The organism is Mycobacterium bulgaricum (assembly GCF_041287165.2).
GTDB classification, from domain to species: domain Bacteria; phylum Actinomycetota; class Actinomycetes; order Mycobacteriales; family Mycobacteriaceae; genus Mycobacterium; species Mycobacterium bulgaricum.
Genome location: NZ_JBGGKV020000001.1, coordinates 846,569 through 867,624 on the forward strand (window position 1 = coordinate 846,569; position 21,056 = coordinate 867,624).

The window sequence follows — 21,056 nt, forward strand, 5'->3', positions numbered from 1 at the left end:
TGCGGATGACATCGATTTCGCGTAAAGCGGTGGCGTTGGGTTCGCTGTCGGTGCTGCTGGCGGGCTGCCAGTTCGGTGGTCTCAACTCCCTCGACATGCCGGGTACGGCGGGGCACGGCTCCGGTTCGTACACCGTCACGGTGCAGCTGCCGAATGTCACCACGCTGCCGCAGAACTCGCCGGTCATGGTCGACGACGTCACCGTGGGCAGCGTGTCGGGCATCGAGGCGGTGCAACGCGAGGACGGCACGTTCTTCGCCGCCGTGAAGCTGTCCCTGGATCGCAACGTCGAGCTGCCGAGTAACGCCATCGCCAGGGTGGCCCAGACGTCGCTGCTGGGTTCGCAGCACATCGAACTCGCCGAACCGGTCGACAGGCCCGTCGGTCGCCTCGTGGAGGGCTCGGAGATCCCGGAGGAGAACACCGCCAGGTATCCGAGCACCGAGGAAGTCCTGTCCTCGCTCGGCGTCGTCGTCAACAAGGGCAATCTCGGTGCGGTGCAGGACATCACCGACGAGGCCTACACCGCGGTGGTGGGCCGTGAGGGCACGTTCGGCGAGCTGATCCCGCGGCTGGCGGAATTGACCAGTTCACTGGACCGCCAAACCGATGACATCATCGCGGCCGCCGAAGGACTCGACCGGTTCGCCGGGATCCTGGCCCGCAGCAAGGACAGTCTCGGCCGCACCCTGGACACGTTGCCCGCCGCGCTGGACGTGCTCAACCGCAACCGCACCAACATCGTCGACGCGTTCGCCGCGCTGCGCACCTTCGCAACGCTGGGGTCACGGGTCCTGCAGGAGACCAAGGACGACTTCGCGGCGGATTTCAAGGATCTTTACCCGATCATCAAGGCGCTCAACGACAACGCTGACTACTTCATCAAGAGTCTGGAGTTCCTGCCGACGTTCCCGTTCCACTACAAGTATCTGCGTCGGGCCGTGCGCGGCGATTACCTGAACGTGTTCGTGACCTTCGACCTGACGCTGCGGCGGTTGGGGGAGACGGTCCTGACGACGTCGCTGGGGTTGGACCCGAACATGAAGCGGATGAACGAGATCATCAACACCCCCGACTTCCTCGTCGGCGCCACGTCGAACCTGTCCGGGCAGGCGGCTGATCCGTTCAAGATCCCGCCGGGTACCGCGACTCAGCACGAGGGGGCGCCCTGATGATCGATCGCCTCTCCAGGATCCAGCTGATGATCTTCGCGGTCGTCACCGTGCTGACCGTCGGCTCCATCTCGATCTTCTATCTGCGCCTTCCCGAGGCCGTGGGAATCGGCTCGTACAACATCACCGCCGACTTCGCGGCGGGCGGCGGTCTGTACGAGAACGCCAACGTCACCTACCGGGGTGTCACGGTCGGGCGGGTCGAGTCGGTGGGCCTGAGCGACAACGGGGTCGTCGCACACATGCGGCTCCAGAGCGGTACGCCGGTTCCGCAGAACGTGACCGCCACGGTGAAGAGTGTCTCGGCGGTCGGCGAGCAGTACGTCGACCTCGTCCCGCCGGAGGACGCCTCCCAGGCGACCCTGGCCGACGGCTCCAACATCGGCCTCGACCGCACCGCCATCGGCCAGGACATCTACGGCCTGTTGCAGCAGGCCGACGCGCTGGTCAGCAGCGTCGGTGACAGCCGGTTGCAGGACCTCCTGAGGGAGAGCTTCAAGGCGTTCAACGGATCCGGTCCGGAGCTCGCACGCCTGATCCAGTCGTCGCGCCTGTTGATCGACGAGGCCAACTCCAGTTACGGGCAGACATCTCAGCTGATCGACCAGGCCGGCCCGTTCCTGGAAGCTCAGATCCGCAGCGGGGACGACATCCGGTCGCTGGCCGACGGGCTGGCCCGGCTGACCGGTGAGGTCGCCAACGCCGATCCGCAGCTGCGCGAGACATTGCAGACGGTGCCGGGCGCGACCGAAGCGGCCAACACCACCTTCGCAGGCATCCGGCCGACATTCCCCGTGCTGGCCGCCAATCTCGCGAACTTCGGCCGCATCGGCGTGATCTACAACAAGTCGCTCGAGCATGCGCTCGTGGTGTTCCCGGCTCTGCTCGCCGCCCTGAACACCGTCGGCGGCGGGCTGCCCACCGACGAGGGCGGCAAGCTGGACTTCAAGGTCGACCTCGGCGATCCGCCGCCGTGCTCGGTCGGCTTCATCCCACCCAGCCAGATCCGCTCTCCGGCGGACACGACGCTGCGTGAGCTGCCCACCGACATGTACTGCAAGGTGGCGCAGAACGATCCGAGCGTGGTGCGCGGCGCGCGCAACTACCCGTGCCAGGAGTTCCCCGGCAAGCGGGCGCCCACCGTGCAGCTGTGCCGCGACCCGAAGGGCTATGTGCCCATCGGCAGCAACCCGTGGCGCGGGCCGCCCGTCCCGTACGGCACGCCGATCACCGACGGCCGGAACATCCTGCCGCCCAACAAGTTCCCGAACATTCCGCCGCAGGTGGACCCCGACCCGGGTCCTCCGTCGGTACAGTTGCCGCCGGGGGTGGCGCCAGGGCCGGGACCGGCACCGCATGCGCCGTTCCCGCTGCCGTACCCGCCGAACGAGCCCGGTCAGATGCCGGCTCCGTGGCCGTACTTCTCGCCGCCGGATCAGGTGGTGCCGCCGTATGGCCGGCCGCCGTTGGCGCCTCCGCCCGCTCCTGGCGCGCCGCCCGCGGCTCCGCCGCCGGTCGCTCCGCCCGCCGCGCCCCCGGCGCCCGGGGGACCGTTGTTGCCGGCAGAAGCGGTGCCCAGGCCAGCGCCAGCTACGACCAGAACGGCGTCTTCGTCGACCCGGCAGGCGGAACTGGCGTGTACGCCCCGGGAACTGACAAACTGGCGCCCGCAGAAAACTGGGTCGACCTGATGTTGTCGCCCAAGCAGGCATAGGCAGGCGTAGGACAGCAGTGACAGAAGAGGCACCCCGCGATGCAGGCCGCCCCGCGCGGCGCCGGGCATCGCGGGCAGCGGGACCGGCGGGAGCACCCGAGTCGGCCCCGGTAGCACCCGCAGGCGAGGTGAAGGTCGCGGTCTCGCGTCCGGCCAAGCCGCTCTCGATGACCCCGGTGGCCCCGCCGCCGCGCAGGGCCGCCAACCGGGGGCCGGTGGCGCTGGCCGCCGCGCTGGTGCTGGTGCTTCTCGGCGGGCTGCTCGCGGGCGGGATCGTCTGGATGATGTCGAGCCAGTCCGACGTGCGCGATCGATTGGCGCGCGACCAGCAGTTCGTGGACACCGCGTCGCAGCTCGTCGTCAACATGTTCTCGTACACGCAGAACGACATCGACCAGAGTGTGGATCGATTCGTCGACAGCACCAGCGGGCCGTTGCGCGACATGCTCAGCCAGGACAACAACGTCGACAACCTCAAGGCGATCTTCCGCGACACCAACGCCAGCTCCGAGGCCGTCATCAACGGCGCCGCGCTGGAGTCGATCGACGACGTCACCAACAACGCCGCCGTCCTGGTGTCGGTGCGGGTGACGGTCACCGACATGGACGGCACCAACAAGCCGTCGCAGCCCTACCGGCTGCGGGTGGTCGTGCACGAGGACGACAACGGCCACATGACCGGGTACGACCTGAAGTACCCCGACGGGGGCAACTGATGAGCAAGCGCACGGCCCGGCTCGTGGGCGCGCTGATCGTGCTGCTGTCGGTGGCTTTCATCGGTGGCGGGGCCGTCGGCGGCTGGCTGTACTGGGACGGCGTGCAGCTCCGCGGCGAGCAGTCGGCCCGCGCCGAACTGCCCCCGCTGGCCGTGGACCAGATTCCGCGGGTCTTCGGCTACGACTACCAGACGGTCGAGCGCAGCCTGACCGACATCTACCCCCTGTTGACGCCGGCGTACCGCCAGGAGTTCCAGAACCGGGCGAACACGGACATCATCCCGCAAGCACGGCAGCGGCAGCTGATCAGCCAGGCCAACGTGGTTGGCGCCGGCGTGCTCGATGCGCAACGCACCAGGGCCTCGGTGATGGTGTACATGAACCGGACGGTGACGGAGAAGGACGGCCAGCCCGTCTACGACGGCAGCCGCCTGCGCGTCGACTACGAAAAGGTCGACGGCAAGTGGCTGATCAGCTACATCACTCCGATCTGAGATCGGGTTCAGGCTGCTGCGGCTTGTTGGCCAGCGCGTCGAGGAACGAACGGGCCCAACGGTCCACGTCATGCGCGAGCACCTGACGGCGCATCGCGCGCATGCGGCGCCTGCCGTCCTCGGGAGACTGGGTGAGCGCCGCCTCGATTGCGTCCTTCACGCCTTCGAGATGGTGCGGGTTGGTCAGATAGGCCTGCCGTAGTTCGGCTGCGGCGCCGGTGAATTCGCTGAGCACCAGGGCGCCGCCGAGGTCGCTGCGGCAGGCCACGTACTCCTTGGCCACCAGGTTCATGCCGTCGCGCAGCGGCGTGACGAGCATGACGTCCGCGGCGACGAAAAAAGCGACGAGGTCTTCCCGCGGAATGGGGCGGTGCAGATAGTGCAGGACGGGATGACCGACCTCACCGAACTCGCCGTTGACGTGACCCACCTGACGCTCGATGTCCTCACGCATCGCGATGTAGCTTTCGACGCGTTCCCGGCTCGGGGTGGCCAACTGCACCAGGACGGTGTCCGTGCGATCGATGCGACCCTCTTCGAGCAGTTCGGAGAACGCGCGTAACCGCACGTCGATGCCCTTGGTGTAATCGAGGCGGTCGACACCGAGGAGGATCTTGCGCGGGTTACCGAGCTCGGCGCGGATCTCCTTGGCGCGCTGACGGATTGCCCGAGTGCGTGACTGCTGGTCGAGTTCGTCGGAGTCGATGGAGATCGGGAACGCCCCCACCTTGACGGTGCGGAAGCCGAACTGCACCTCGCCGAACCGGGACCGCACGCCGACGTTTCCGCGTGAGGTCGTGGCGCCGAGCAACCTCCGCGCCAGAATGAGGAAGTTCTGCGCGCCGCCGGGCAGGTGGAACCCGACGAGATCGGCGCCGAGCAGACCCTCGATGATCTCGGTGCGCCACGGCATCTGCATGAACAGCTCGACCGGAGGAAACGGGATGTGCAGGAAGAAACCGATCGTCAGGTCGGGCCGCAACATCCGCAGCATCTTCGGGACCAGTTGCAGCTGATAGTCCTGCACCCACACCGTGGCGCCTTCGGCGGCGGTCCGTGCGGTGGCCTCGGCGAAGCGCCGGTTGACGTCGACGTAGTGGTCCCACCACTCCCGGTGGTAGATCGGCTTGACGATGACGTCGTGGTACAGCGGCCACAGCGTGCCGTTGGAGAAGCCCTCGTAGTATTCCGCGACGTCCTCGGCGCTCAGCCGCACCGGCACGAGCGTCATGTCGTCCTGCTCGATGGGCTCGTCGGCGGCATCCGGGTCGTCGGCTTCCTGCGGGGTGCCGGGCCAGCCGATCCACGCGCCGTGCCTGCGTCGCAGCAGCGGCTCCAGTGCGGTCACGAGGCCGCCGGGGCTGCGCTTGAACTCAGTCGTGCTGTCGGGAAGCCGCACCATGTCGATCGGCAGCCGGTTGGCCACCACGACGAAGTCGGCCGAAGCCGAAGGCGGAGCATCAGACCGTGCCCCGGAGCGGGCCTCCGGACCGCTCTCGGAACTCATTACGCGTCGGCGAGCTTCGTGGGTCCGGAGATGCCGAGCATCGACAGGAAGACGCGGCACTCGTCGGCGTCGGTGGCGTAGGCGGCGACGACTCGGCGCGCCTGGCGCTCGGTGACGTCGGCGATGGGTTCGACGTCGCCGATCTCAGAGGGGTCAGGTTTCGCGGGCATAGAAGTAACCCTAGCCAACCTTCTGGCCAACTCCCAGCGCAGAGCTGGGCCCGTGTGCAGGGACGTGACACTTCGGACGTAATGTGCAACGTGTGGCTGACCAGGATCAGGTGACGTACGAGACGCTCGACGAGGGCCGCATCGCGCGGATATGGCTGAACCGGCCGGACGCGCAGAATGCGCAGTCGCGGACGCTGCTGGTGCAACTCGACGAGGCGTTCGGGAGGGCGGAGGCCGACGACGAGGTGCGCGTCGTCATCCTGGCCGCGCGGGGCAAGAACTTCTCGGCAGGTCACGACCTCGGGTCCGAGCAGGCGCTGGCCGAGCGCGCACCCGGACCCGGCCAGCACCCCACCTTCACGTTCAACGGGGCCACGAGGGACGCCGTGATCGAGCGGACCTACCTGCAGGAATGGCACTACTTCTTCAACAACACCAGCCGGTGGCGCGACCTGCGCAAGATCACCATCGCCCAGGTGCAGGGCAACGCGATCTCTGCGGCGTTGATGCTGATCTGGGCCTGCGACCTGATCGTCGCGGCCGACGACGCCAAGTTCAGCGACGTCGTCGCGGTGCGGATGGGCATGCCGGGCGTGGAGTACTACGCACACCCCTGGGAATTCGGCGCCCGCAAGGCCAAGGAGCTGCTGCTCACCGGCGACGCTCTCGACGCCGACGAGGCCTACCGGCTCGGCATGGTGTCGAAGGTGTTCCCGCGCGCTGAGTTGGAGGACAAGACGCTGGAGTTCGCCCGCAGGATCGCCGAACGCCCGACGATGGCGGCGCTGCTGGTGAAGGACTCGGTCAACGCAGCCAGCGACGCGATGGGGTTCACCGAGGCGCTTCGGCATGCGTTCCACATCCACGAGCTCGGGCACGCCCACTGGGCGGCCCACAACGAGAATCGCTACCCGGTCGGTCTGCCGCCGAATGTGCCGGACTGGCGCACATTGGGCGCACCAGAGGTCTCCCGCCGCGACGAGCCGTGACGTATAACTGGAACCTGTTCTAGTTAGTCGGGCTATCGAGGAGTTTCCATGCTGCTGTCGTTGGCGGATCGCACCTACCTGATCACCGGTGGTGGCAGCGGGATCGGTAAGGGTGTCGCCGCCGCGGTCGTGGCGTCCGGCGGCAACGCGGTGCTCGCTGGCCGCAATGCCGACAAGCTCGCCGCCGCCGCGGAGGAGATCAAAGCTTCCGCGGGCGAGGGTGCCGGTGAGGTCATCTACGAGCCCGCCGACGTGACCGACGAGGACCAGGCGACGCGCCTCGTCGATGCGGCGACGGCGTGGCACGGCAAGCTCGACGGCGTCGTGCACAGCGCGGGCGGCTCGGAGACCATCGGTCCGCTGACGCAGATCGATTCGGCCGCCTGGCGCAACACGGTCGACCTGAACATCAACGGCACCATGTACGTGCTCAAGCACGCCGCACGTGAGATGGTTCGCGGCGGCGGAGGGTCGTTCATCGGCATCTCGTCGATCGCATCGAGCAACACCCACCGCTGGTTCGGCGCCTACGGCCCGAGCAAGGCCGCGCTCGACCACCTGATGATGGTGGCCGCCGACGAATTGGGCCCGTCCTCGGTGCGAGTCAACGGCATCCGGCCGGGCCTCACGAAGACCGACATGGTGGCCCCGATCATCGACACTCCGGCGCTCAGCGAGGACTACGCATCCTGCACACCGCTGCCGCGGGTGGGCGAGGTCGAGGATGTCGCCAGTCTGGCGGTGTTCCTGCTCAGCGACGCAGCGAGTTTCATCACCGGCCAGGTCATCAATGTCGACGGCGGGCACGGCCTGCGCCGCGGTCCGGACCTCTCGGGAATGCTCGAGCCGCTGTTCGGGGCCGACGGGCTGCGCGGCGTCGTCGCGAAGTAGGACGCGGCACAGCTCGGATCAGGATCCGGGCTTCGGACCGCCGGCTTCCCACGTCGCGACCGCGCCGAGCGCTGCCCAGTCGAGTTCGTGCCCACCGCCCGCCAGGAGCGTGAGGAACCGGTCGCGGATCAGGCTGGCGACCGGCATCGGCGTCTCGAGCTGTTCGCCGGCCGCGAGCACGAGCCTGGCATCCTTCAATCCGAGGTGCGCCGCGAAGCCGGCGGGCTCGAACTGCCCGTCGGCGAGCAGTCCGCCGTAGATCCGGTAGGCCGGAGCGTCGAACAGCGTGGACGTCAGCAGTTCCAGGAATTCTCGCTTGTCCACGCCGGCCTTGCCGACGAGAGCCATTGCCTCGCCCAATGATTCGATGACCGCCGCGATGAGAAAGTTGCCCGACAATTTCACCAGGTTCGCGATCTTGGGGTCGCCGGACACCACGAACGTGCGTTGCCCGAGCGCATCGAAGACCGGCTGCAGGGCCGTGATCCGTTCCGACGGTCCCGCGGCGACGACGAACAACTTGGCGGCGGCTGCGGCTTCCGGCCTACCGAACACGGGCGCGGAGACGAATGCCTGGCCGGCGCCGACGTGCGCCGCGTTGAGACGCTCGGCCAGCGCCATGCTGATCGTGCTGGCCGACACGTGGACGGCGTCCTCCGCCAGTGATTCGACTATTCCTCCCGCGCCAAAGGTGACTGCTTCGACCGCGCTGTCATCGGCGAGCATCGACACGACGACATCGGCGCCGCACGCCGCCGCGACCGTCGGCGCGGCGGTGGCCCCCCGCTCGGCGAGCGCCGCTGCCTTCTCCGGGGACCTGTTGAAGGCGATGACGTCGTGGCCGGCCGACACGAGATTGGCGGCCATGCCGGAACCCATGTTGCCCAAACCGATGAATCCGATTCTCATGACCTCACGATGCCCCATAGAAGGCCGCCGACCGTGCGGTGGTGGTGAAGAAAAAGCCAGATTCCCGCCACTGGCGCACGCTCGGCGCCTGGCGAGTACTAGCTCAGCGTTTCGGAGGCGCGCTTCACCGCGTTGACGATGCCCTGGTAGCCGGTGCAGCGGCAGAAGTTGCCGGACAGGCCCTCGCGGATCTCCTCGTCGGTGGGCGTCGGGTTCTCCCGCAGGAGCGCGGTAATGCTGGTGACGAATCCTGGTGTGCAGAAACCGCATTGGAGACCGTGGCACTCGCGCATCGCGGCCTGCACGGGGGAGAGCTCGCCGTTGTCGTCGGCGATGCCCTCGACGGTGGTGACCTCCTGGCCGTCGACCTGGACGGCGAAGATCAGACACGAGCGCACCGCCTGGCCGTCGAGCAGCACGGTGCAGGCGCCGCACGCCCCGTGCTCGCATCCCAGGTGAGTGCCTGTCAGGCCGCACTTCTCGCGCAGATAGTCGGCCAGTGTCAGGCGCGGTTCCACGGCCGCCGAGTGGCGCCGACCGTTGACCGAGACCTCGACCGGAACTTCATGCATTGAGTGCCTCCATCGTTTCGACCGCCGCGGTCGTCGCTTCGGTCCAGGCCCGCGCGACCATCGTGGCGCACACCTTCGACCGGTAGGCCGGTGAGCCCTGGAGGTCGGCGGGGACATCCTGCAGTGCGGACACGGCGAGCTTGCCGAATTCCTCCGCCGAGATGTCACCGACCGGCCTCCCGATGATCGCGGACTCCGCCGGAGTGCCGCGCTCGGGGGTGGACCCCATGCCGAGCAGCCCGATTCCGCAGCGAGCCACCTTGTTGTCATCGTCCAGTTCGACCGCGACCGTGGCGCCCGCGATCGCAAAATCGCCGTGGCGGCGTGCGAACTCCTGCACCGAGAAGCCGCACCGCCCCGACCACACCGGGAAAGCGACGGAAGTCAGGATCTCGTCGGACGCCAGCGACGTCTCCCACAGGCCGGTGAAGAACTCCGCCGCGGGAATCCTGCGGGTGCCGCGCGCGGACGTCGCCTCGATCTCGGCGTCGAGAGCGACGGCGACAGCGGCGTATTCGGCCGCGGGGTCGGCATGGGCGATCGCGCCGCCGAGCGTACCCCTGGTGCGGATCTGGAAGTGCCCGATATGCGGGGTCGACAACGTCAGCAGCGGAACCGATTCGGCGACTTCGTCATCCATACCGACGAACGCGTGGGGGGTGCCGGCACCGATCCACACGGCGCCGTCACGAAGCTCGATGTTGCGCAGCTCCTCGACACGGGAGATGTCGATCAGATTCTCGAAATGGGTGAGCCGCATCGCCAGCATCGGAACCAGACTCTGGCCGCCCGCAAGGATTTTCGCCTCGTCTCCGTACTCGCCGAGCAGCGCCACCGCCTCTGCCACGGACTCCGGGCGGTGATAGGCGAACGGTGCGGCTTTCATGACAACAGCCGGGCGAGGACTGCCTGAAGGTCGTCGGCGAGCACCGCCGCCGGCGCCTTTCGGCGACGTCGTCCGATCAGAAATCCGACCGCTCCGGCCGCGGCCGCCGCGGCGATCGCCGGGGCGAACCGCTTGGCCATCGGCACCGCGACGACCTTGAGCAGGTCGACAGAATCGGCGGCCGGCTGTGCCGCCACCGCGGCCGCCTCGGCGGTCGGCGCGTGGGTGGCCGACGATGTGGCTGTGCCGCCGAGCAATTCGGCCTCCAGGCTGCGGGCGAACTGCGCGATGAGATTGCCCGACACGTCGGCGAGCACGCCGCGCCCGAATTGGGCCGCCTTGCCGGAGATCGCGAGGTCGGTCGTGATGTCGACGTGGGTGGAGCCGCCCTCGTCCTTGAGCTGGGCGGTGACGGTCGCCGCCGCGGTGCCGTTGCCCCGCGTCTCCTTGCCCTCGGCCCGCAGCACGATCCGCTGGCCCGCGGCGTCCTTCTCCTTATAGGTCGCAACGCCCTTGTAGGACACCGTGATCGGGCCGACCTTGACCTTGACCGCCCCGTTGAAGGTGTCACCCTCAACCGACAGCAGCGTGGCGCCGGGCAGGCAGGGGGCCACGCGCTTGACGTCGGTGAAGACGTCCCAGACTTTCGAGGCGGGTACCGCGACCCGGAATTCGTTGTTGAGTTCCACCGTCAGTGGTCCTTTCCGGCTTGCTCGATCAGGTCGACGATTGTGGCTGGCGTGGCGGGTAATTGGGTCAGTGTGACGCCGAGGGGAGCCAGCGCGTCATTGATCGCGTTGATCACCGCGGGCGGTGAGCCGATGGCTCCGCCTTCGCCGGCGCCCTTGTATCCGCCGACCCCGGGTCCGGGGATCTCGACGTGGCCGAACTCGATCGGGGGCACCTCGGTGGCGGTCGGCAGCAGGTAGTCGACGAATGTCGATGCCACCGGGTTGCCCGCGTCGTCGTAGGCGAGCTTCTCCAGCAGCGCGCCGCCGATGCCCTGGACGGTGCCGCCGGCGACCTGGCCCTCGACCACGTTCGGATTGATCATCGGGCCGACGTCTTCGCTGACGATGTAGCGGGTCAGCGTCACATGGCCGGTCTCGACGTCGACCTCGCAGGTGCAGACGTGAGTGGCGTTGGCCCAGTGGATCATCGCCTGGGAATTGAAGCGCGCGGTGGCCTCCAGCGTCGGCGAGACGCCTGCGAGTTGTGCGGGGTCGTAGTAGGACCGGTAGGCGATGTCGGCGAAGCTGACGCTTTTTTCCGGATCGCTGCGGACGCTGGCGCGGGAGTCGGCGAGCTCGATGTCGCCGGCTTCGACGCCGAGGATCTGCGCGGCGATCGCGAGGATCTGCCGGCGCAGGATCGAGCCCGCTTCGTTGACGGCGCCCGCGGTCATCGGCCCGCTGCGGCTGCCCTGCGTGCCTGCCCCGTACGGGGTCACCGCGGTGTCGCCCTGGATGCTCGACACGTCGTCGATGTTGGCGCCCAGCGCATCGGCGGTGAGTTGCACGACCGTCGTCTCGATGCTGTTGCCCGCCGAGCCGCCGTTGACGTAGACGTTGATCTTGCCGGTGGACTCCATCCGGACCGTCGCGCCCTCGGTGGCGAGGTGGCCGGTGGCAGCGCCGGTCGGCTCGATGTAGGCCGAGAAGCCGAGGCCGATGTAGCGGCCCTCGGCCAACGCGTCGGCCTGCTCCTTGCGGAAGCCCTCGTGGTCGAGGATCTTGACGGCCTGCTCGAAAGTGTCTGCCGGAGCGCAATTGTCGTACGGCATGCCGTTCGGGTTGAAGAACGGCATCTCGTCACCGCGGAGGATGTTGATCCTGCGCAGTTCGACAGGATCCATGCCGATCTTGCGCGCTGCGCAGTCGAGAAGCATTTCCCTGGTGAGGGTTTCGTACTGCCACGGGCCCCGGTAGGCGTGCAGGCCGGGGGTGTTGGAGAAGACGGTCTTGTAGTTGAAGCTGGCCTTGGGCACACGGTACGGACCGGGGAAGAACATGCCGATCGCCGCGGTGGTGAGCACGGGATAGGGAGTCGGGTAGGAGCCCACGTCCTGGATGAAGTCGATGTCGGCGGCCAGGATCTTGCCGTCGGCGTCGAACGCCATCCGCACCTTGCCGTCGACGTGGCGGGACTGGCCCGCCGACATCAGGTTCTCGCGGCGATCCTCGATCCACTTCAGTGCCGCAGGCACCTTGCGGGCGGCGAGCAGGATGCACATGTCCTCGCGCATCGGCACGACCTTCTGGCCGAACGCCCCGCCCGTGTCGCGCATGATCACCCGGACGCCCTGGGCGGGGATGCCCAGCAGCCGCGCCGCGAACGCCCGCAACTCGTGCGGGGTCTGGGTGGACGCCCAGACCGTCAGCTCCGAGGTCGTCGGCGTCCATTCGACGACCATGCCGCGGGTCTCCATCGGCACCGGGACGTACATCTGCTGATAGATGTGTTCCTCGACGACGTGCGCGGCCGAGGCGAACAGTTCCTCGTCCGGCGGCATGCCGCCCATGCCGCCGGCGACGTTGTCCGGGTACGCGTCGTGGACGACGGGCACGCCGGCCTCGGCGCCACCGATGGCCTTGCGGAAGTCGGCGACGGCGGGCAGCGGCTCGTAGTCGACGTCGACGAGGTCGACGGCGTCCTCGGCGAGGTAGCGACTGTCGGCGATGACCAGCGCGACCGGGTCTCCGACGAACTTGACCTCGCCCTCGGCGAGCGGTGGACGCGGAGTGTCGGGGATGTCCTTGCCGGCGACCGCATGCCACGCCTCGCGTACCTCGGGGTTCAGATCGGCGGCGGTGAAGACCGCGTGCACACCCGGAAGGGCGAGGGCCGCGGTGACGTCGATCCCGTTGATGGTGGCGTGGGCGAACGGGCTGCGTACGAAGCAGGCGTGCAGCATCCCGGGGCGGGTGATGTCGTCGACGAATCGGCCGTGACCAGTGAGAAGGCGGCTGTCTTCGACGCGGGGGACACGCTGACCCGCGTAGCGGGGCGCAATCGAATCACTGGCTTCGACAACGGTGTCGGTCACGCGCGATCACACTCCTCAGACTCTGAAGAGTGACGTTATCGCATCCGAGAGCGACATTTCCATAGGCAGTGTCTCACGCCCGCCTCACGGTTCTCACGCCTCGTGGTGGATCCGTCCGCCGGTCTCGGTGAGTGGCCGCCCGCCGCCGCCCCAGCGGCGCGCGATGATCTCGGCGGCGATCGACACCGCCGTCTCCTCGGGCGTGCGGGCACCCAGATCGAGGCCGATCGGGCTGGCCAGCCGGGTCAGCTCGGCGTCCGTCAGGCCCGCTTCCCGCAGCCGCCGCATGCGGTCGTCGTGGGTGCGCCGCGAGCCCATGACGCCGATGTAGCCCACGTCGGGCAGTCGCAGCGCGACCTCCAGGACTGGGACATCGAACTTCGGGTCGTGGGTCAGCACGCAGATCGCGGTCCGGGTGTCGATGCCGCCCTGCTCCACCTGGTCGGCCAGATAGCGGTTCGGCCACTCGACGACGACGTCCTCTGCGGCGGGAAAACGCGCTGCGGTCGCAAACACCGGCCTGGCATCGCAGACGGTCACCCGGTAGCCCAGGAATGCCGCCTGCTGCGCCAGTGCGGCGGCGAAATCGATCGCACCGAACACCAGCATCCGCGGCCGAGGGGCGTAGCTGGAGACGAACACCTCCATGCCCGCTTCCTGACGCTGGCCGTCGGGGCCGTAGGTGAGAACGGCCGAGGTGCCCGCGAGGAGGAGGCCGCGCGCGTCGTCGCCGACGGCGTCATCGGCGCGGGACGAACCGATCGAGCCCCGCCGGGATTCCTTGCCGACGATCAACCGCTTCCCGATGCGGCTCGGGTCGGGATGTTCGATGACCGTGGCGATCGCGACCGGGCGGTGGGCGGCGATGTCGTCGGCGACGTCCTGCAACTCCGGAAAGGTGTTGCGCGACACCGGCTCGGTGAAGATGTCGATGATCCCGCCGCACGTCAGGCCCACGGCGAACGCATCGTCGTCGCTGACGCCGTAACGCTGTAGTTCGGGGGATCCGCTGATGACGACCTCGTTGGCCGTCTCGTAGACGGCGCCTTCCACGCACCCGCCGGACACCGAACCGGCGACGGTGCCGTCGGGTGAGACGACCATCGCCGCGCCGGGCGGGCGCGGCGCGGATTTCATCGTGCGCACCACCGTGGACAACCCGGCGGTGCCGCCGGCCCGCCAGACTCGCAGCACGTCGTCGAGGATGTCGCGCACGACCGCAGTGTATGCCCGCCGAAGTGGCGGTCCGTGCGACGTGGACCTCTACAGTGCACAGGATGAGCGTTTTCACGCTGCGCTACTTGATCATTGGCGGCGTGCTGGCCGCCGTCGCCGCGGCAGGGCCGTCGGCCACGGGTTCGGCGACGCCGATCCCTCCGGTGTCGGATGCCGCCCGGGCCGCGGGTTTCGTCGACGTGCGCAGCGTCGTCCCCGACGCGGTGGTCGATCTGCGGTACGCGACGGCGGACAACTTCGTCGGCATCCCCCTGTACCCGGCCGGGGCCCGGTGCATGGTGCACGAGTCGCTGGCCCCTGGCCTGGAGACGGCGGCGAATCTGTTGCGTGCGGGCGGCGAACGGCTCGTCTTCTGGGACTGCTACCGGCCGCACGCGGTGCAGGTGCGGATGTTCGACGAGGTGCCCAACCCGGCGTGGGTCGCGCGGCCCGGCGAGTTCGCCCGTAGCCACGTCGCGGGACGCTCAGTGGATGTCACGCTCGCCGGCGCGGCGGGCTTGGTGGACATGGGCACCGGCTTCGACGACTTCACCGAGCGCAGCCTCGCCTACGCCACCGACGGCGTCAGCGCGGCCGCGCAGTCGAACCGGGCCCGCCTCCGGGATGCGATGACCGCGGGCGGCTTCACGGTCTACGACGGCGAATGGTGGCATTTCGACGGCCCGGGCGCGGCAGTGGAACGTCCGATTCTCGATGTGCCCGTCGATTAGATGCTTCGATGGTTGTATGCGCAGAGTCCTGACGGCGGCCGTAGTCGGGGCCGTAGTCGGGGCCATGGTCGGGGCTGTTGTCGTGCTTCTTGCGTTGGCCGGATGCAGCAGTGACGACGAACCGAGCTCGCTGGTCGACGAGGCCGGCTATCACATTCGCAACGACGCGGCCTACTATCTGAACGCGTTCCCGGGCAAGGCATTCCAGATCGACGGCGCCGATGCGGCAACGTTCGAGGTGTTCGACCGCACGTATGCGCGTGACCGTCAGCACGTCTACATCAACGGGCACCCGCTCGAAGGCGCGGATGCCGGGTCGTTTCAGCTTCTGGACCGTCCCGGGTTCGCCAAGGATCGCAACCGGGTCTATCAGCACGACCAGCCGATCAGTGGGGATCCCGCGAACTTCGTGTTCCTCGGCAGCGATCTGTCCCGCGACAGCGTCAACGTGTACTGGACCGACGGCTCCGTACTGTCCGGCGACCCGCAGAATTTCGTGATCATCGCCGACGACGACCACTACCTCTACGCCAAGGACAGCGGCAACGTCTTCGTCAACGGCACCGTGATCGAAGGCGCCTCGCCCGCCACCTTCCGGTTGACCGAGGGTGCGTACGCCGTCGACGACGCGGCGGCGTTCTACTTCGACGCGCAGATTCCCGGCGCCGATGTCGGCGCGTTCCGCCCCCTCGAAGGTCCGTACGCCGCCGACAACGCACGGGTGTATTGGATGGGCAAGACCATCCCCGGAGCCGACCCCGCCACCTTCGAAGTGCTCAACAAGAACTTCGAATGCGCCGCCGACCGTGCGGGCGCGTACTACCGGAACACGGTCATCGCCACGGCCGACCCCGCGACGTTCCCACCCGGACGGATGGCCACCGGCTGCTCGGAGACAGGCATCTCCTTCGGCGACTGAGGTATCAGAGCTTCGAGAGGTCGGTCTCCATCAGCATGATGTTGTAGTCCGACCACAGCGACAGGTTCCAGTACAGCTTCGAGCCGGTACCCTCCGTCGACGGCGACCACGGGTGCAGCATCGGCGCGTAGATGCCGCCGGTCTGCTGGTTCATCAGCACCGTCGCATCCGACCAGACGCCCTCGGGGGTGTCCGATGTGCGCATCACGATCCTGTTGGCCTGATCCCCGTACAGCACGACGTACTTCTTCAGATATTCGTTGTACTGCACCGACATTTCGCTGACCGTGTAACCGGGTTTGGTGAATCCGAACAGTCCGCCCGATTTGCCGATGATGGCCGATGCCGAGGACGGGCTGCCCTTGACCCAGCGGGCCGGGGTGGTGCTGCCGAACCAGCCCGACGACGCCTTCTTGTAGTACTCATACTTGGACACGTCGAGGATGTTCTCTTCGGCCACGCGCGCAAGGTAGGCCGCGCCCTGCCGCCCGTTGGGGGTGCCGTACACGTACACGTAGCCGTCGCCGCCCTTCACGTAGGCCGACTGCTGGAAGTTCCTGTTGCCGCTCAAAAACGAGTTGTACCGGACACTTTGGGGGGCGACCACGAAGTTCTCCCCGTTGTCATACGAGTAGGCGACCGCCGAGTAGTTCGTCGTCCAGCGGCCCGCCTGACCCCACTTGGTCACCGACATGAAGCTGACGTACTGCGTGACGCCGAATTTCGCCAGCGGATCGTCGGGCGTCACGACCGAGACACCCGCCGTCGGGATGAGGGTCACCGAACCGGGCAGCCACGACGGCCGGTTGATGATCGGCCGCGCCCGGGTGGCGCCGTCCAGCGGTGCGCCGCCGAACATGTTGCCGTTGAACCACTCTCCGTCCGGGATGGTCATCCCGTCGGAGAGGTCGCGGTCGCTGCTGCGGAACAGCGTGTTGTAGATGTGCCTGCCCTGCATGCCCGGCAGGCCGAAGCTGTCGCCGACGGCGATCAGGATCTGGCGCTTCTCGATCTCGGGGGTGGCCGGGTTGTCGACGATGCCGTTGTCCCACATGATGCCGAGGTCGGTGCCGTAGATCTGGAACCGGCCCACGGTGTTCGCGTAGGGCCCCGTCACCCAGTCGATGAACCTCGTCGAAGCACTGACCTGGGGGTTGAACCACGGCGAGTTGGCGGCCGCCGTCGCTGCCGCGGTCGCCGCGTCGGTCAACGCGAGGCTCGTCGGCGCGACAGCGCTGCTGCGCGGAGCATTCGTGGTGCGCGCCGCGAACAGGTTGTCGAGCTCGCGGCGGGCGAACGCCATGAGTGCCCACAGGAACGGCGGCTGGGGGGCATCCCCTGGCTGCGTGTCGGCCTTCTGGTGCGCCCAGTCGATCATGCTGTTCACCACGTTGACGATCGCACTGATCAGGTTGGGCTTCGTGGTCGATGTCGTCGTTGTGGGCGCCGTTGCTGTCGAAGCCTCGTCGTCCTGCTGCGGGACCAGAGCGGTGGAGACCTGGGTGGCCACTGTGACCGTCTCCGCGGCCCGGGGCGGAATCGCGGGGTCGTCACCGGCGGTCGCGGTCGCCTTGGTGGTCTTCGCGACCTCGCCGGCGCCCGGCTCGACCGCCGGCTGCACGTCGGGGTCGCCAGCGGGAGCTGCCTCTCCGGTCGGCGCTGCAGGCTCCGGCGCCGGATCCTCCTGGGCGTCGGAGTCCTCGTCGGTCTCGGTCCCTGTTCGGTCCTCGTCGACGGCCTCGTCGGCGGGGGAGTCGACCTGGGGGTCCTCGTCGTCGCCGTCGACCTTGTCGTCGCCGTCGACCTCGGCGTCCTGCGCTGTGTCGTCGGACTCGTCCGCCGCGGCTCGGTCCGCCTTGGTGGTGGGCTTCCTGTCGCCGGTGGTGTCACCCTGCGACGTTGCTGCTGACGAGGTTCCCGAAGCCGTCGAATCCGTGTCGTCGGCCCACGCCACACCCTGTCCTGCAAATACTGCTGACCCGACGCCCAACGCGACGGCTAGACCGCCGATCCGGCCGACGTACGCTGCGGCACCCATGAAACCCCTTCAATCCAGCTCTGATCGGCCCCCGTCGTCGGTGTCCATTGAATCGCATCGGGAAGGGGGCAGCGAGCAAAAGGTTAAATCGCTGCAGCTTTCGTTTCGTTACTGTGACCATGCGGATTTAGCGGCTCGCCCCGTGCAGGGATCCGCTTCAGCAAATGGAACATAGACCCCGCATGCGGGTCCTGCAGTGGCTTTCCGGCCATACCGTTTCCCTGGGCAATGACGACGTCCCCTACGCCGTCCGCGAGGTCAGACCTGTCGGCCCGAGGTCGGGCCCGGATGATGACCGACTCGTCCTCGCCCGCCCGGCGAAGCCCGCCTCGTGGTGTCGGAGCCGCCGCGCGGACTGGCCGCCGTCGACAGCCCTGTTTGCGACGATCCCGACCGACCCGGGCGTGGGTGATTGATCGCTTCGCGATCGGCGTACCTTCGACCACCGCCTCCTGACGGGCCGACGCGTCAGTGATGGCAGACGAGGGCCACCAGCGCGGGCGCTGACGCCAGCGAGGCGTTCGTCGTCATCAGTGTGAACCGTTCCCTCACCAGCGCACGCCGCGCGGCAGGCGTCGCGAGGCGCTCCGCGCGCGCCAGGACCGCGGTGCCCGCAGCGGCCAGTGCCGCCCCGTCGGCCGGCGTCGGACCCGCCAGGGTCACCAGCCCGGTGAGGAGTGCGTCGCGACCGTGCTCCCGCGCCGCGACGTCGTCGGCGTTCATCTCCACGAGGCGCCCCACGCCGGCCACTGCCGCCGGGAACAGGGGCAGTGCCGGAAGCGAGGCTGCCAGCGCCCGCAGGAGCATCATCAGCTGGGGATGGCGACCCTTGAGATGGGCTCGTTCATGGGCGAGGACCGCCGCGAGTTCGGGTTCGCTCAGGCGCTGCACCGCCCTGCTCGTCACCACGATCGCATCGGGCTTGCCCGCGACGCAGTAGGCGGCCGCGCGGTCGGTGTGCACCATGACCACCCCGGGCTGCCGGGTCGGGGCGCCGACGAGGCGTGCCTCGTGCGCGTGGTCCCGGCTGCGACGCCACAACCGTCGCAGCGCCGCCACCATCCGCCTCGCGGCGGCGAGCGACGCCACCAGCGCGGCGAATCCCGCCGCGCCGAGTGCGATGTCCCCGCCCCACCCCAGGTCGTGAAGGGCCAGGATCGCCTCGGTGCAGTACCGCATCGGGTCCATGGCGTGGGACCCCAGCACCTCCCGCACGATGCCGGCGGTTCCCGCGATCCACGCAGAGATCGCGACCGCGATCGCGGTCAACCACACCGTCACCGCCAGTTTCGGGCTGTGCCCGCCGCCGGTCACGCGCGTCAGCGCCCGAGGGATCAGGAAGGCCAGCGCTGCGGCATAGGCGAGCAGGCAGATGGAGGCGATCATGAGGCGGGGGAGCGGCGAGCGACCTTGCGCAGCGCGGCACGCAGGCGGGCGGCTTCGTCGTCGTCCATCTGCTCGAGGAAGAAGTTCAGGACGAGGTCGGCGTCGCCGCCGGAGTGGAACGCATCGCGCATGAGGATCGCCGACCGCTCCTCGCGTGTCATCGTCGGCCAGTAGCTGTAGGCCTTGCCGACTCGTCGGCGATCGAGCCAGCCCTTGCGGTGCAGATTGTCCATGGTGGACATCACTGTCGTGTAGGCGATTTCGCGTTCCGAGAGCAGTTCGTCGAACAACTCGCGCACGGTGACCTCGTGATCGCTGGACCATACGCGGTCCATGACCACGGCCTCCAGGTCGCCGAAACCTCGCTGCTGCACCGTCTGACGATAACTAACTGCGCAGCGCGCTGCCGCGGGTCCACTGATCCCAGGTCAGCGACCAGTCGCCGTTCTGCCACTGCTGCAGGGGTTCTCCGCCGGTGTTGCGGACCTCGACGACATCGCCGGGCTGAGCGAAGTCGAAGTACCACCTGGCGTGTTCGGGGCTCAGGTTCAGACACCCGGCCGAGACGTTCGTGTTGCCCTGCGCCCAGACCGTGGATGCGAGCTCGTGCAGATAGATTCCGTCGGGGCTGATGCGGACGGCATTGGCGACGTTGAGCCGGTAGCCGGAGCTGGCGCCGACCGGCAGGCCGTAGGTGGACGAGTCCATCACCACCGACTTCTCTTTCTCCATCACCGTGTAGGTGCCCGGCTGGGTCCAGAACGCGATCGTCTTCCCGTTCACCGTCTCTGTGCCGCCGCGGCCCATCGACGTCGGCATGGTGCGGATCAGCTCGCCGTTGAGGTAGACGCTCACCTGCTTGGTCGCGTCGTCGGCAACCGCCACCCGTGAGTCGCCGATGCGGAAGCTGACGCGGGTGTCCTCCCGGCCGTAGAGGCCCCCGCCCAGGTCGTTGCCGTAGATGCCCGCATCGACGGTGACCTGGGTGCCCGGCGGGTAGTACTCGCGCGGGCGCCAGTGCGCCTTGCGGTCGTTGACCCAGTACCAGGACCCCTCCACCCGAGGCGTCGTGGTGACTTTGAGCTGTCGTTCGGCGGCTGCTCGGTCGGGGATGTCCTCGTCGAAGCGTGCGACGACCACCATGCCGACGCCGTAGGTCGCGCCTTCGGTGAGTTCGGCGCCCGAGGTTCCGTACAGCGACACGCTGGTCTGGTTGGTCGGCGTCACCGTGTTGAAGCGCGAAACCTCGCTTGCCACCGTCGAATCCGTGCCAATGCCGGTGGCCTGGACCGTGTAGGTGCGCCCGTAGCCGAGTGGTTCGGCGGGCGTCCACTCCCGGGCGTCGGCGTCCATCGACCCCCTGACCTGCCTGCCGAGTTCGTTGGTCATCCGGACGTCGGTGAGCGTCCCCGACGTCGCCGTCACCCGGACGGATCCCACCGGACGCACGCCGTGCTCGTCGCCGTCGGAGTGGATCGCCAGCTTCGCCGGCGTCGGTGCGACCTCGACGGACTCGGCGGAGGCGGCCACCGTCTCGGCCCGGCGCTCTGTGGTGGGGGACCCGCTCTGACTGGCCACGAGCAGGCTGATCGAGGCAACGGCGAACAGTGTTGCGAGCCGGCTGCGGCGGGGCGTCGTCACGGCTTCTCCCAGAGTCGTCGAGGCGGCGGATCTACGTAGCTACATAGTAGATGACTCGGC

19 protein-coding genes and 1 pseudogene are annotated in these 21,056 nt (G+C 68.2%); 8 read left to right on the top strand and 12 right to left on the bottom strand.

Annotated features, from left to right (window positions below; genetic code table 11):
- Positions 1-5 precede the first annotated feature (5 nt).
- From ACAG24_RS04145 to ACAG24_RS04160, 4 genes and pseudogenes are all read left to right on the top strand, one after another.
- Entirely contained in the window at positions 6-1,172 is a 1,167-nt protein-coding gene (locus ACAG24_RS04145) for an MCE family protein (protein WP_370471396.1), read from the top strand.
- Positions 1,172-2,886 (top strand): annotated as a pseudogene (locus ACAG24_RS04150) (virulence factor Mce family protein). The gene ACAG24_RS04145 and the pseudogene ACAG24_RS04150 overlap by 1 nt, the downstream one beginning before the upstream one ends.
- A gap of 17 nt (positions 2,887-2,903) precedes the next feature.
- The gene (locus ACAG24_RS04155; RefSeq protein ID WP_370471397.1) at positions 2,904-3,602 is read left to right on the top strand and encodes an Rv1363c family protein; all 699 of its coding nucleotides are present in this window, start codon (positions 2,904-2,906) and stop codon (positions 3,600-3,602) included.
- The gene (locus tag ACAG24_RS04160; RefSeq protein WP_370471398.1) at positions 3,602-4,096 is read left to right on the top strand and encodes a mammalian cell entry protein; all 495 of its coding nucleotides are present in this window, start codon (positions 3,602-3,604) and stop codon (positions 4,094-4,096) included. The genes ACAG24_RS04155 and ACAG24_RS04160 overlap by 1 nt, the downstream gene beginning before the upstream one ends.
- On the opposite strand, the gene ACAG24_RS04165 is transcribed toward ACAG24_RS04160, so the two are convergent.
- Together ACAG24_RS04165 and ACAG24_RS04170 are read right to left on the bottom strand one after the other, a co-directional pair.
- A complete protein-coding gene (locus ACAG24_RS04165) occupies positions 4,083-5,603 on the bottom strand; it encodes an alpha,alpha-trehalose-phosphate synthase (UDP-forming) (protein WP_370471399.1) in 1,521 nt (506 codons plus the stop codon). The genes ACAG24_RS04160 and ACAG24_RS04165 overlap by 14 nt on opposite strands.
- Positions 5,603-5,773 (bottom strand): hypothetical protein, encoded by a 171-nt coding sequence (locus ACAG24_RS04170; protein WP_370471400.1) that lies wholly within the window; start codon positions 5,771-5,773, stop codon positions 5,603-5,605. Before ACAG24_RS04170 ends, ACAG24_RS04165 begins: the two co-directional genes overlap by 1 nt.
- Before the next feature lie 92 nt (positions 5,774-5,865).
- Here ACAG24_RS04170 and ACAG24_RS04175 point away from each other — a divergent pair, with 92 nt between their 5' ends.
- Both ACAG24_RS04175 and ACAG24_RS04180 read left to right on the top strand, forming a co-directional pair.
- Complete coding sequence (locus ACAG24_RS04175) at positions 5,866-6,762, top strand: enoyl-CoA hydratase (protein WP_370471401.1); 897 nt, start codon at positions 5,866-5,868, stop codon at positions 6,760-6,762.
- 48 nt (positions 6,763-6,810) lie between these two features.
- The gene (locus ACAG24_RS04180) at positions 6,811-7,653 is read left to right on the top strand and encodes an SDR family oxidoreductase (RefSeq protein ID WP_370471402.1); all 843 of its coding nucleotides are present in this window, start codon (positions 6,811-6,813) and stop codon (positions 7,651-7,653) included.
- An 18-nt stretch (positions 7,654-7,671) separates the two neighbouring features.
- Here the strand turns inward: ACAG24_RS04180 and ACAG24_RS04185 are convergent, their stop codons facing one another.
- From ACAG24_RS04185 to ACAG24_RS04210, 6 genes are all read right to left on the bottom strand, one after another.
- A complete protein-coding gene (locus ACAG24_RS04185; protein ID WP_370471403.1) occupies positions 7,672-8,562 on the bottom strand; it encodes an NAD(P)-dependent oxidoreductase in 891 nt (296 codons plus the stop codon).
- Between the two features lie 98 nt (positions 8,563-8,660).
- Positions 8,661-9,134, bottom strand: coding sequence for a (2Fe-2S)-binding protein (locus tag ACAG24_RS04190; RefSeq protein ID WP_370471404.1), 474 nt, complete (start codon positions 9,132-9,134; stop codon positions 8,661-8,663).
- Complete coding sequence (locus ACAG24_RS04195) at positions 9,127-10,020, bottom strand: FAD binding domain-containing protein (protein WP_370471405.1); 894 nt, start codon at positions 10,018-10,020, stop codon at positions 9,127-9,129. The genes ACAG24_RS04190 and ACAG24_RS04195 overlap by 8 nt, the downstream gene beginning before the upstream one ends.
- On the bottom strand, positions 10,017-10,709 hold the full coding sequence (locus tag ACAG24_RS04200) for an SRPBCC family protein (protein ID WP_370471406.1): 693 nt from the start codon (positions 10,707-10,709) through the stop codon (positions 10,017-10,019). Before ACAG24_RS04200 ends, ACAG24_RS04195 begins: the two co-directional genes overlap by 4 nt.
- A 2-nt stretch (positions 10,710-10,711) precedes the next feature.
- A complete protein-coding gene (locus tag ACAG24_RS04205) occupies positions 10,712-13,066 on the bottom strand; it encodes a xanthine dehydrogenase family protein molybdopterin-binding subunit (RefSeq protein WP_370471407.1) in 2,355 nt (784 codons plus the stop codon).
- Positions 13,067-13,159: 93 nt separating this feature from the next.
- A complete protein-coding gene (locus tag ACAG24_RS04210; protein ID WP_370471408.1) occupies positions 13,160-14,281 on the bottom strand; it encodes an XdhC family protein in 1,122 nt (373 codons plus the stop codon).
- 62 nt (positions 14,282-14,343) lie between these two features.
- On the opposite strand from ACAG24_RS04210, the gene ACAG24_RS04215 reads away from it, so the two are divergent.
- Positions 14,344-15,012 carry a M15 family metallopeptidase gene (locus tag ACAG24_RS04215; RefSeq protein ID WP_370471409.1) on the top strand — a complete coding sequence of 223 codons (669 nt, stop codon included), beginning with the start codon at positions 14,344-14,346 and terminating at the stop codon, positions 15,010-15,012.
- A gap of 16 nt (positions 15,013-15,028) precedes the next feature.
- The gene (locus ACAG24_RS04220) at positions 15,029-15,931 is read left to right on the top strand and encodes a DKNYY domain-containing protein (protein WP_370471410.1); all 903 of its coding nucleotides are present in this window, start codon (positions 15,029-15,031) and stop codon (positions 15,929-15,931) included.
- 4 nt (positions 15,932-15,935) lie between these two features.
- Here the strand turns inward: ACAG24_RS04220 and ACAG24_RS04225 are convergent, their stop codons facing one another.
- The 4 genes from ACAG24_RS04225 to ACAG24_RS04240 all read right to left on the bottom strand — a co-directional run bounded on the left by ACAG24_RS04225 (position 15,936) and on the right by ACAG24_RS04240 (position 20,996).
- A complete protein-coding gene (locus tag ACAG24_RS04225; protein ID WP_370471411.1) occupies positions 15,936-17,969 on the bottom strand; it encodes a DUF4185 domain-containing protein in 2,034 nt (677 codons plus the stop codon).
- A 468-nt stretch (positions 17,970-18,437) separates the two neighbouring features.
- The gene (locus ACAG24_RS04230) at positions 18,438-19,355 is read right to left on the bottom strand and encodes a M56 family metallopeptidase (RefSeq protein WP_370471412.1); all 918 of its coding nucleotides are present in this window, start codon (positions 19,353-19,355) and stop codon (positions 18,438-18,440) included.
- Entirely contained in the window at positions 19,352-19,729 is a 378-nt protein-coding gene (locus tag ACAG24_RS04235) for a BlaI/MecI/CopY family transcriptional regulator (protein WP_370471413.1), read from the bottom strand. The genes ACAG24_RS04230 and ACAG24_RS04235 overlap by 4 nt, the downstream gene beginning before the upstream one ends.
- Before the next feature lie 13 nt (positions 19,730-19,742).
- Positions 19,743-20,996, bottom strand: a complete 1,254-nt coding sequence (locus ACAG24_RS04240) for a L,D-transpeptidase (protein ID WP_370471414.1) — start codon at positions 20,994-20,996, stop codon at positions 19,743-19,745.
- Positions 20,997-21,056 lie beyond the last annotated feature (60 nt).